Raw genomic sequence first — 11,593 nt, forward strand, 5'->3', positions numbered from 1 at the left:
TCACGCCAACCACCCGTTCGGCCCCCTCATGAATCGTTATCCACTCTGGAAATATGTCGTGATGGTCGTGGCGCTCGCCATCGGCCTTCTGTACACATTGCCCAACTTCTTCGGCGAAGCGCCGGCGGTGCAGGTGTCGAGCGGCAAGGCCACGGTCAAGCTCGACTCGACCACGCTGACCCAGGTCGAATCGGCGCTCGCGTCCGCGCAGATCAAGCCGGACGACATCACCTTCGAGAACACGGCGACCAGCGCGAACATCCGCGTGCGCCTGAAGGACACCGATACGCAGCTGCGCGTCAAGGACCTGCTGCAGAAATCGCTGAACACCGACCCGAACGATCCGCAGTACGTCGTCGCGCTGAACCTGCAGAGCGCGTCGCCGCGCTGGCTGACCGCGCTGCACGCGCTGCCGATGTATCTCGGCCTCGACCTGCGCGGCGGTGTGCACTTCCTGCTCCAGGTCGACATGACGGGCGCGCTCACGAAGAAGCTCGACTCCGACGCGTCCGATGCACGCGCGTTGCTGCGCGACAAGAACATCCGCGACGGCGGCGTGAGCCGCGTCGAGCAGTCCGTGGTCGTCAACTTCAGCGATGCGCAGACGGCGGAAGATGCCCGCAAGGTGCTCGCCGCGTCGATCACCGAGCTGCAATGGGCGACGCAGCCCGGCGGCGGCGGCACGCAGGTGGTCGGCACGTTCACGCCGGCCGTGCAGAAATCCGTCGAGGACGCCGCGCTCAAGCAGAACCTGACGACGCTGCACAACCGCGTCAACGAACTCGGCGTGTCCGAGCCGATCCTGCAACAGCAGGGCAGCGACCGCATCGTCGTCGAGCTGCCGGGCGTGCAGGACACCGCGAAGGCGAAGGACATCATCGGCCGCACCGCGACGCTCGAGGCGCGCCTTGCCGATCCGATCAACACGCACCCGAACCCGAACGACCCCGTGCCGCCGGGCGAGGAGCTGTTCACGCAGGGCAACCAGGCGCCCGTGCTGCTGAAGAAGGACGTGATCTTCACCGGCGACCGCATCATCGACGCATCGGCCGGCTTCGACGAACACCAGCGTCCGTCGGTCAACATCCGCCTCGATTCGGCGGGGGGCCGCGCGGTGCGCACGGTGTCGCGCGAGAACATCGGCAAGCCGATGGCGATGGTGCTGTTCGAGAAGGGCAAGGGCGAAGTGCTGACGGTCGCGACGATCCAGTCCGAACTCGGCGACCGCTTCCAGATCACGGGCCAGCCGACGCCGCAGGCCGCGGCCGATCTCGCGCTGCTGCTGCGCGCCGGTTCGCTCGCCGCGCCGATGGACATCATCGAGGAACGCACGATCGGCCCGAGCCTCGGCGCCGACAACATCAAGATGGGCATCCACTCGGTGATCTGGGGCTTCTGCGCGATCGCCGTGTTCATGATCGCGTACTACATGCTGTTCGGCGTGGTGTCGGTGATCGGCCTGTCGGTGAACCTGCTGCTGCTCGTCGCCGTGCTGTCGCTGATGCAGGCGACGCTGACGCTGCCAGGTATCGCGGCAATCGCGCTCGCGCTCGGCATGGCGATCGACTCGAACGTGCTGATCAACGAGCGCGTGCGTGAAGAACTGCGCGCCGGCCAGCCGCCGCAGCTCGCGATCCAGGCCGGCTACGCGCACGCGTGGGCGACGATTCTCGACTCGAACGTCACGACGCTGATCGCCGGCCTCGCGCTGCTCGCGTTCGGCTCGGGCCCGGTTCGCGCGTTCGCGATCGTGCACTGCCTCGGTATCCTGACGTCGATGTTCTCCGCGGTGTTCTTCTCGCGCGGGATCGTCAACCTCTGGTACGGCGGGCGCAAGAAGCTGAAGTCGCTCGCGATCGGCCAGGTGTGGAAGCCGGAAGGCGCGGCCGCCGCGTCGTTCACCGACGCGGACGAATCGACCGACACCGCGCGCGCCGCGAAGCTCGCCGCCCCGGCGAAGGGCAACGCGCCGCGCGCCGGCAAGCCGCAGTTGCGCAACCGCGCGCAGCAAGGCGTGTCGCCGAAGAAACCGGGCTCGACCCAATAAGGCCCCGGAGACGAAGCCATGGAATTTTTCCGCATCCGTAAAGACATTCCGTTCATGCGGCACGCGCTGGTGTTCAACGTGATCTCGCTGGTCACGTTCCTCGCCGCCGTGTTCTTCCTGTTCCACCGCGGGCTGCACCTGTCCGTCGAATTCACCGGCGGTACGGTGATCGAGGTGCAGTACCAGCAGGCCGCGGAGCTCGAACCCGTGCGCGCGACGCTCGGCAAGCTCGGCTATGCCGACGCGCAGGTGCAGAACTTCGGTACGTCGCGCAACGTGCTGATCCGCCTGCAGTTGAAGGAAGGCCTCACGTCCGCGCAGCAGAGCGACCAGGTGATGGGCGCGCTGAAGGCGCAGAGCCCGGACGTCACGCTGCAGCGCGTCGAGTTCGTCGGTCCGCAGGTCGGCCGCGAGCTCGCGACCGACGGTCTGCTCGCGCTCGCGTGCGTCGTGATCGGCATCGTGATCTACCTGTCGTTCCGCTTCGAATGGAAGTACGCGGTGGCCGGCATCATCGCCAACCTGCACGACGTCGTGATCATTCTCGGCTTCTTCGCGTACTTCCAGTGGGAGTTCTCGCTGGCGGTGCTCGCGGCGATCCTCGCGGTGCTCGGCTACTCGGTCAACGAGTCGGTCGTCATCTTCGACCGGATCCGCGAGACGTTCCGCCGCGAACGCAAGATGAGCGTGCAGGAAGTGATCAACCACGCGATCACGACCACGATGTCGCGTACGATCATCACACACACGTCGACGGAAATGATGGTGCTGTCGATGTTCTTCTTCGGCGGCCCGACGCTGCACTACTTCGCGCTCGCGCTGACGGTCGGCATCATGTTCGGCATCTACTCGTCGGTGTTCGTCGCGGGCTCGCTCGCGATGTGGCTCGGCATCAAGCGCGAAGACCTGATCAAGGAAAAGAAGACCGCGCACGATCCGGACGATCCGAACGCGGGCGCGCAGGTTTGAGCGCTGCGCGGTTTCGGCGGATATACGAAGGCCGGTCCTGTTGGACCGGCCTTTTTTCATGTGGGCGTCGCCGCCCTCTTCTCGCGACGCGACGGCACGGGCGGCGGGCTACGGTATCGTGCCGGCATGGCTCGTGCCGTCGCGTCGCGATGGGGACATGGCCCGCTATTTCAACGGTAAGTCAGACACCGCGTCGCGTAGTTGCGCGGCGCGTCTGTTGTTGAGTTCTGCAACACAGGCCAGACGCTGCATCTCAAGTGCATTGCCAATAGCACCTCCGCCCAATGAGGAGGCAAATGCGCATTGCGCTTTGCGGTATTTGATGAAAGCTTTCTTCGACGCGGCCAGCCTGACTTTTGCCAGATTGATGTATTTAGCATCCTCATCCCACTTGGCAAACGCCGCACGGACTTTTTCTTCGGCACGCTTTAGCTCGACCTCGCTTGCCTCCTGCTTCCGCTGCAAACACTCCCTTACGCCGGTTATTTCATACGAGCATTCGCCGCGCAGTTCGCGCTCGCTTTGAACTGGAGTATTCGGTGCGGCTATTGAGACGAGTGGAAAAAAAGTAGCTGCTACCAGGAGCACTATTCTGCGCATACCGCCGCCGTCCCTTTTTGCATCGCTTTCAACACATAACCGAGTTTCGTGGCGTAATTGATATCGCGACCTCCGTTATAGCGTTGTGCTATCAACGTTGTGGAGATCTGTCGCCAGCTTGTGATGACGCGTTGCACAGACGCTTTCTGATACTTCAACGTTTGCCCAGGTCGTAGAACGGCAGCGGTCGGATTGAACTTTCTCAGCGTATCTACTGTGCTTGCTTGCGCCTTTGCAATCTTGTCGAGGTTATCGCCTGGCTTAACGATGACCTCATAGATTTTGACATCGACGTTCGACACGCTGCGGTACTCATAATGAGCCGTTTTCATCAGCAAGTAACCGATCCCCGCACGAATGTTATGTGCCGGCATGCTTCGGACCGACCCCATCGTCAGTTGTCCCTTCCAGGCCGGTGGCAGAATCAAGTCGCCACCCTCGTTTCCCGACAGCAAGGATGACAGCCCTGGATCGCCAGGAACGCCGATGCGCATCGGCTTGATGTTCCATTCCGAGTTAGCCGCACCGGATTCGACCCATAACATTGCCTTGACAAGCTGCCAATCCAACGGCCTATACCCAGCTATCCCGGAAAGATGACGGTTGTACTCATCAACTGCCATCCGGATTTCGCAATCCCAGGAATCCCATTTGGCATCTCCGGCCGCCTTGTCAATGCCGTCCTGCCATTTCTCGAAACCTGTCTTCGCTGGTGCTTGAATCGCCATATCAGTCCTTTCCGGTCAATTGCCGGGTGGTGTGCGAGATATCCCGCAAGACTCTACAAAGCACGGGACAAAATCGCCATAAGACGTGACTGAATTTTGTAAGGCTCATTCCGAGCCAGGGGCAATCGCTGAAACATCACCAGCCGAAAAAGGCGGCGCATGGCGGCATGGTTGGCAGCACATAAAAACCACCGCCCGCCTCACCCAAGCCTCACCGGAACCCGAACCGCCGCCGCAGCACCACCAGCGCCACGAGGCTCAGCACGGCCGCGAACATCAGGTAGAAACTCGGCGCGGTCTTCATCCCGGTCGTCTTGATCAGCCACGCGATGATGAACGGCCCGAAGCCGCCGAAGATCGTCACCGCGACGTTGTACGCGAGCGACATCCCGGTCGTGCGCGTCTGCACCGGAAACACCTCGGACAACAGCCCCGGCAGCGCCGCGAAATAGCCGGTCATCAGGAATGCGAGCAGCACCTGCAGCGCGATCAGCGTGCCGAAACCCGGATGCGCGACCAGATACGCGAACGCCGGATAGATCAGCACGAGAATGCCGACGGCCGGCGCGATCATCACGCGCACGCGGCCATAGCGATCCGACCAGTGGCCGACGAGCGGCGCGAACGCCATCTGGATCACGCCGACGACGAGAATCGCGGCAAATGCGGCCGACGGCGCGAGGCCGAGCTGCTTCACGCCGTAGGTCGGCATGAACAGCACGAGATAGGTCGCGACGGTGCCCAGCACGACCACGCCCATCGCCGCGACGAGCCGCGCCTTGTGCGACGCGAACGTATCGCGCAGCGGGCTCGCGGTGCTTTCGGCCGCGAGGAATTCGGGCGTCTCGTCGACCTTCGCGCGGATGTAGTACGCGACCGGCCCGAGCAGCAGCCCGAAGAAGAACGGCACGCGCCAACCCCACGCAGCCATCTGGTCCGCCGTGAGCTGCGCGTTCAGCACGGTGCCGAAGCCGGCCGCGAGCAGCGTCGTGAGCCCCTGGCTCGCGACCTGCCAGCTCGCGAAGAAACCGCGCCGCCCGGGCACATGCTCGGCGAGGAACGCGGTCGCGCTGCCGAACTCGCCGCCCGCCGAGAAGCCCTGCATCAGCCGCGCGGCGACGAGGATCAGCGGCGCCGCGACGCCGATCGTCTGGTAAGTCGGCAGCACCGCGATCACGAGCGTACCGGCCATCATCAGCAGGATCGACAGCGTGAGCGCGGCCTTGCGGCCCGCGCGATCGGCGTATGCGCCGAGCACGATCGCGCCGAGCGGCCGCATGAAGAACGACACGCCGAACGTGCCGAGCGTGAGCAGCAGCGACACGGTGTCGTTGCCGGCCGGGAAGAACAGCTTCGAGATCGTCACCGCGAAAAAGCCGTAGACGACGAGATCGAACCACTCGAGCGCGTTGCCGATCGACGCGGCGACCACCGCGCGCCAGACGCGCGGCGACGAAGCCATGGAGCTGGACTGCGTGACGGCATGCATCGGCGATCTCCTTGTCGTTGTACGTTCTGTTCGATGTTCGAGGCGGCCGACGTCGCGCCGTCGGCCTGCCCGGCGCCGCATGGCCACATGCGACGTTCGGGCGATTATAGGCGCGCAAAAAAACCGCCGCGCCCCGGTAACGGGAGCGCGGCGGTTTGCCCGCGGGGGGCCGGCGCGATGGCCGGCCGCGTCGGGGCGTATTACTGCTGCTTGACGGCTTCGGCCGTGATCAGCAGCTTCGTCTTCATCTTGAAGCCGTACTGCTTGCCGTAGTCGAGGCCGAAATCGTCGCGGCTGAATTCGCCGACCGCGTCGACGCCGCACACTTCACGCTTGAGCATCGGGTGCGGCATGCACTTGAACGAATCGATCTTCAGCGTGAGCGGCTTCGTGACGCCATGCAGCGTCAGGTTGCCGACCACCGACACCGGCTTGTCGCCGTCGAACTTGATCGTGCCCTTGTAGTTCGCCTGCGGGAACTTCGCCACGTCGAAGAACTCGGCCGTCTGCAGGTGCTCGTCGAGCTTCGCGCTGCCCGTGTGGATCGACGCGATGTCGGTCGTCACGTCGACCGTGCCGGTCTTCGCCGCGCGATCGAGCGTCACGGTGCCGCTCGACTTGTCGAACTTGCCGCGCCAGACCGACAGGCCGCCGAAATGGTCGGCCTCGAAGCTCGGGTACGTGTGGCTCGGGTCGAACTGGTACGTTGCGCTTTCGGCGAAGGCCGAGAACGACAGCGAAGCGGCCAGCGCGCCGGCGGCGATGATCAGATGCTTTTTCAAACTTTTTCTCCTGGAAACGGCGCCGCGCCCTCGCGCGGCATTCAGTTGAGGCGGCAGCCTGCCGCTTACTTCGTGGCGACGAGATGGAACTTGATCTGTACTTCGTCCGCGACGATCGACGTGTCCTTCCACTCGCCGGTGCCGACGTTGAAGGTCGAACGCTTGATCGGCAGCACGCCGTCGAACGTCTGCGTCGCGCCGTTTTGCGCGACCGTGACAGGCACCGTGACGGTCTCGGCCTTGCCCTTGATCGTCAGCTTGCCGGTCACGTTGTACTTGTTGCCGCCGGCCGGCGCGATCGCCGACGACACGAAGGTCGCCTGCGGATAGGTCTTCGCGTCGAACCAGTCCTTGCCGGCGACCTGGTCGTTGTACATCTTGTCGCCGAGGTCGAAGCTCGCGACGTCGATCGTCATTTGCGCGCTGCCCTGCGCGGCTTTGGCCGGGTCGAACTTCACCTGCGCGGAAAATTTCTTGAACGCGCCTTCGGTCGGCACGTTCATCTGCTTCGACACGGCGGACACCTTGCTCTTCGCGAGATCGACGTCGGCATGCGCCGCGCCCGACGCGACAAGCGCCGCCGCGGCAAACGCGGTCAGCATGGAGCGGGAGAAAGACACTTTCATGGGATCCTTCATTTGGCAAAGGGAAGCATGCGCGACAGCAGGCCGTCGCGGTCCAACAACTGGTGCTTGAGCGCCGCGAGCACGTGCAGCGAAACGAGCGCAAGCAGAATGTAATTCAAAGTCACGTGCAGCGTCTTGAAGGTTTCCTTGAGCGCCGGATCGGGGTCGATCAGGCGCGGCAGCGGCACGATGCCGAGATAGACGACCGGGATGTTCGACGCCGAGCTGTACAGGTAGCCCGTCGCCGGGATCACGATCATCAGCACGTACAGCAGCATGTGCACGCCGTGCGACGCCGCGCGCTGCCACGCCGGCGTGTCGCCCGGCAGCGGCGGCGGCACGTGGGTCGCACGCCACAGGACGCGCAAGACGGCCAGCGCGAACACCGTCACGCCGATCCACTTGTGCCACGAGAAGTACTTCAGCTTGGTCGGCGTGAAGCCGGGGATGTCCGTCATCACCCAGCCGAGCGCGAAGCCGCAGACGATCAGCAGTGCGATCAGCCAGTGCAGCGCGATCGCGGTATGCGCGTAGCGTGCCGGCACGGCCGGCGGGGATTTCGATGCCATCGTGGGTTCCTCAGTTCAGCGAACGGCTGCGCCGGTAAATTCGTCCGACGCATGTCAAGGGCGCCATGCTACCGCAACCTTTTGACGCGCGCGGACTCTGAGGACAGGCGCGCCAGCCGGCTGACGGCTTCCCGTCATGTTACCGACCGGTCACGCAGCACACGATCCTTGACCCATCGAAAAAGCCCTTTTGGTAAGATTGGCGCGGGTTCCGGCCCCGTCGACGCGTCCCCGAGCCGCCGCAACACCGCCTTTTCCATGCAACGATACGACCTGATTGCCTGCCACGAATGCGACGCACTGTTGCATAAACCGCGTCTTCACGGTCGCGAGATCGCGCGCTGTCCGCGCTGCGACGCGCTGCTCTATCGCAACAGCACCACGCAGATCGAGCGCATCACCGCGCTCGCGGTCGCGGCACTCGTCACCTTCATCATCGCGCAGGCGTTCCCGATCCTGGAAATGGACCTGAACGGCACGCGCGTGCAGACGACGCTGATCGGCGCGATCGACACGCTGTGGCATCAGGACATGGCGGCCGTCGGCGTGATGGTGTTCTGCTCGACCGTGCTGTTCCCGCTCGTCGAGATGGCCGCGCTGCTTTACGTGCTGCTGCCGATCCGCCGCGGCGTCGTGCCGCCGGGCCTGAACCTCGTGCTGCGCACGATCCAGCTCGTGCGGCCGTGGGGGATGATCGAGGTGTTCATGCTCGGCATCGTGGTCACGATCGTGAAGATGGTGAGCCTCGCGCGCGTCGTGCCCGATGCGGCGCTGTTCGCGTTCGGCGCGCTCACGCTGATGACCGCCGTCGTGCTGATGTTCGACCCGCGTACGGTGTGGGACATCGCCGACGACCTGCGCGCCGGCCGCGCGCCCGGGCGGCCCGACGCCGCCGCGCCGCTGCCGGACGCGCCCCGCCGATGACGAGCCCCACGCCGACCGCCGCCCGCGAGGGTTATGCCAGCTGCCACGCATGCGGGCTCGTGCAGACGATCGACCAGCCGCACGCGCATTGCGCGCGCTGCAGCAGCGCGCTTCACGTGCGCACGCCGAACAGCATCATGCGCACGTGGGCGCTGCTGCTCGCGGCCGCGATCCTGTACATTCCGGCGAATCTGCTGCCGATCATGCGCACGTCGTCGATCGTCGGGTCGCAGCAGGACACGATCATGAGCGGCGTCATCTATTTCTGGACGTCCGGCGACTGGCCGCTCGCCGTCGTCGTGTTCGTCGCCAGCATTCTGGTGCCGATGCTCAAGCTCGGCGTGCTGACGATCCTCGTGACGAGTGCGCAGCGCCGCGCCGCCTGGCGGCCGCTGCAGCGCACGCGCCTGTACCGGATCGTCGAGCGCATCGGCCGCTGGTCGATGCTCGACATCTTCGTCGTGACGCTGACCGTCGCGCTCGTCCATTTCCGTTCGCTCGCCGTCATCACGGCCGGCCCCGGCGCGCTCGCGTTCGGCTCGGTCGTGATCCTGACGATGCTCGCGTCGATGCAGTTCGATCCCCGCCTGATCTGGGATCCAGTCGAAACCTCAGGGAATCACCATGAATAATCCACAAGGCCCGCAGCAAGACGCGCCCCGGCCGCCCGATCCGGCGATCTCGACGAAAAGCGGCTGGCTGCCGTCGCTCGTCTGGCTCGTGCCGCTGATCGCCGCGCTGATCGGCATCGGCCTCGTGATCAAGTCCGTGCGCGAGCGCGGCCCGGAAATCACGATCAGCTTCCACAGCGCCGAAGGGCTCGAGCCGGGCAAGACCCAGGTCAAGTACAAGGACGTCGAGATCGGCATGGTCAAGACGATCAAGCTGTCGAAGGACCTGTCGCGCGTGCTGGTCCAGGTGCAGCTCAAGAAGGAAGCCGAGGACTTCGCCGTCAAGGGCTCGCGCTTCTGGATCGTGCGGCCGCGCGTCGGCGCGACCGGCGTGTCGGGGCTCGGCACGCTGCTGTCCGGCGCATACATCGGCGTCGACGCCGGCCACGGCCAGGACACGCTGACCGACTTCACGGGCCTCGAGACGCCGCCCGCCGTCACGGGCGACCAGAAAGGCACGCAGTACGTGCTGCGCGGCGATTCGCTCGGCTCGGTCGACATCGGCTCGCCGGTCTACTACCGCCGCGTCCAGGTCGGCCAGGTGGTCGGCTTCTCGCTCGACAAGGACGGCACGGGCGTCACGTTCAACGTGTTCGTCAATGCGCCGTACGACCAGTACATCGGGATGAACACGCGGTGGTGGCAGGCGAGCGGCGTCGACTTGCGGCTCGATTCGAGCGGCCTGAAGCTGAACACGCAGTCGCTCGCGACGGTGATCCTCGGCGGCATCGCGTTCCAGACGCCGCCGAACCAGGGCACCGGCACGACCGCGCCGAACAACACGACGTTCCGTCTCGGCTCCGACGAAGGCGACGCGATGCGCGACCCGGACGGCCAGCCGCTGCAGGTCGTGATGAACTTCAACCAGTCGCTGCGCGGGCTCGCCGTCGGCGCGCCGGTCGACTTCCGCGGCATCGTGCTCGGCGAGGTGACGAACATCGGCATCGACTTCGATCCGAAGACGAAGAACTTCCTGATGCCGGTGACGATGAACGTGTATCCGGAACGCCTCGGCCGCCGCTTCCGCGAGACGATCGAGAGCAAGGGCGAACCGGCGCGCCGCGAGATCGTCGAGCGGCTCGTCCAGCACGGGCTGCGCGGCCAGCTGCGCACCGGCAACCTGCTGACGAGCCAGCTGTACGTCGCGCTCGACTTCTTCCCGAAGGCGCCGACCGCGAAGATCGACACGGCCCGCCAGCCGCTCGAGCTGCCGACCGTGCCGAATACGCTCGACGAGTTGCAGCTACAGGTCGCCGACATCGCGAAGAAGCTCGACAAGGTGCCGTTCGACCAGATCGGCGCGAACCTGAACAGCGCGCTCGCGAACGCCGACAAGCTGTTCAAGCAGCTCGACACGCAGGTCGCGCCGCAAGCGCGCGACACGCTGTCGGCCGCGAAGCAGACCTTCTCGACCGCCGAGGCGACGCTGCAGCAGGATTCGCCGCTGCAGTCCGACGTGCGCGGCGCGCTGAAGGAGCTCACGCGCACGCTGCAATCGCTGAACGCGCTCGCCGACTATCTGGAGCGCCACCCCGAATCGCTGCTCAAGGGCAAGCCAGGAGATAAACAATGACGACACGCGTGAACGGTTTCGCGAGCGGCGCGGCGGCAGTCTTCGCCGCACTCGCGCTCGCCGCGTGCAGCTCGCCGCCCGCGCGGTTCTACACGCTCAGCCCGGCCGACGCCGCGGCGCCGCTGCGCACCGCGCCGGCCAACCCGGCGTTCCTGATCGAGGTGCCGTCGGTCGGCGTGCCCGAGCAGGTCGCGAAGAGCCAGCTGGTCGTGCAGAAGAACGCCGCGCAGGTCGACGTGCTCGAGCAGGAACGCTGGGCGTCGCCGCCCGCCGACGAGATCCGCCGCGCGCTGTCGGACGATCTCGCCGCGCAGCTCGGCACGATCGACGTCGCGAATTCCGCGTATCCGGCCGGCGTGCCCGTATACCGGATCAGCGTGAACGTGCAGCGCTTCGAGTCGTGGCCGGGCAAGCGCGCCGCGCTCGACGCCGTGTGGAGCGTGCGCTCGCTCGCCACGCAGGCCGTGATGACCTGCCGCACGAGCGTCGCGGAACCGGTCGCCGACGGCTACGACGCGCTCGTCGCCGGCCACCGGCGCGCGCTCGACGTGATTGCGACGCAGGCCGCGGCCGGCGTGCGCGCGATGGCCGCCCGCGGCGCCGCGGCGGCCGCGC

At 65.6% G+C, this 11,593-nt stretch carries 12 protein-coding genes; 6 read left to right on the forward strand and 6 right to left on the reverse strand.

The genetic code is table 11. The features are described from left to right. Positions 1–28: 28 nt before the first annotated feature. Together secD and secF are read left to right on the forward strand one after the other, a co-directional pair. Positions 29–2,047 carry a protein translocase subunit SecD gene (gene secD / locus LGM42_RS17385; RefSeq protein WP_059581177.1) on the forward strand — a complete coding sequence of 673 codons (2,019 nt, stop codon included), beginning with the start codon at positions 29–31 and terminating at the stop codon, positions 2,045–2,047. An 18-nt stretch (positions 2,048–2,065) separates the two neighbouring features. Next, complete coding sequence (secF, locus tag LGM42_RS17390; RefSeq protein ID WP_059581175.1) at positions 2,066–3,016, forward strand: protein translocase subunit SecF; 951 nt, start codon at positions 2,066–2,068, stop codon at positions 3,014–3,016. A 165-nt stretch (positions 3,017–3,181) separates the two neighbouring features. On the opposite strand, the gene LGM42_RS17395 is transcribed toward secF, so the two are convergent. The 6 genes from LGM42_RS17395 to LGM42_RS17420 form a co-directional block, all read right to left on the reverse strand. Continuing rightward, positions 3,182–3,616 (reverse strand): lysozyme inhibitor LprI family protein, encoded by a 435-nt coding sequence (locus tag LGM42_RS17395; RefSeq protein WP_226232731.1) that lies wholly within the window; start codon positions 3,614–3,616, stop codon positions 3,182–3,184. Then, positions 3,604–4,344 carry a LysM peptidoglycan-binding domain-containing protein gene (locus LGM42_RS17400; RefSeq protein ID WP_226232732.1) on the reverse strand — a complete coding sequence of 247 codons (741 nt, stop codon included), beginning with the start codon at positions 4,342–4,344 and terminating at the stop codon, positions 3,604–3,606. The genes LGM42_RS17395 and LGM42_RS17400 overlap by 13 nt, the downstream gene beginning before the upstream one ends. A gap of 211 nt (positions 4,345–4,555) precedes the next feature. Next, entirely contained in the window at positions 4,556–5,833 is a 1,278-nt protein-coding gene (locus LGM42_RS17405) for an MFS transporter (RefSeq protein ID WP_060312674.1), read from the reverse strand. Between the two features lie 200 nt (positions 5,834–6,033). After that, positions 6,034–6,615: a YceI family protein gene (locus LGM42_RS17410; protein WP_034187441.1), complete on the reverse strand. Its 582-nt coding sequence runs from the start codon at positions 6,613–6,615 to the stop codon at positions 6,034–6,036. 65 nt (positions 6,616–6,680) lie between these two features. Continuing rightward, complete coding sequence (locus LGM42_RS17415) at positions 6,681–7,241, reverse strand: YceI family protein (protein WP_006476874.1); 561 nt, start codon at positions 7,239–7,241, stop codon at positions 6,681–6,683. Positions 7,242–7,249: 8 nt separating this feature from the next. After that, positions 7,250–7,810 carry a cytochrome b gene (locus LGM42_RS17420; RefSeq protein ID WP_104012430.1) on the reverse strand — a complete coding sequence of 187 codons (561 nt, stop codon included), beginning with the start codon at positions 7,808–7,810 and terminating at the stop codon, positions 7,250–7,252. A 258-nt stretch (positions 7,811–8,068) separates the two neighbouring features. On the opposite strand from LGM42_RS17420, the gene LGM42_RS17425 reads away from it, so the two are divergent. The 4 genes from LGM42_RS17425 to LGM42_RS17440 all read left to right on the forward strand — a co-directional run. Then, positions 8,069–8,734 carry a paraquat-inducible protein A gene (locus LGM42_RS17425; RefSeq protein WP_059581157.1) on the forward strand — a complete coding sequence of 222 codons (666 nt, stop codon included), beginning with the start codon at positions 8,069–8,071 and terminating at the stop codon, positions 8,732–8,734. Continuing rightward, a complete protein-coding gene (locus LGM42_RS17430) occupies positions 8,731–9,366 on the forward strand; it encodes a paraquat-inducible protein A (protein ID WP_226232733.1) in 636 nt (211 codons plus the stop codon). The genes LGM42_RS17425 and LGM42_RS17430 overlap by 4 nt, the downstream gene beginning before the upstream one ends. Continuing rightward, positions 9,359–10,978 carry an intermembrane transport protein PqiB gene (locus tag LGM42_RS17435; RefSeq protein ID WP_226232734.1) on the forward strand — a complete coding sequence of 540 codons (1,620 nt, stop codon included), beginning with the start codon at positions 9,359–9,361 and terminating at the stop codon, positions 10,976–10,978. Before LGM42_RS17430 ends, LGM42_RS17435 begins: the two co-directional genes overlap by 8 nt. Continuing rightward, positions 10,975–11,593, forward strand: a 619-nt coding sequence (locus LGM42_RS17440; protein ID WP_226232735.1) for a membrane integrity-associated transporter subunit PqiC, incomplete at its 3' end; no start/stop codon positions are given. The genes LGM42_RS17435 and LGM42_RS17440, both read left to right, overlap by 4 nt.

Origin of the sequence: Burkholderia sp. AU39826 (assembly GCF_020419965.1) — a bacterium.
Classification (GTDB): Bacteria; Pseudomonadota; Gammaproteobacteria; order Burkholderiales; family Burkholderiaceae; genus Burkholderia; species Burkholderia semiarida.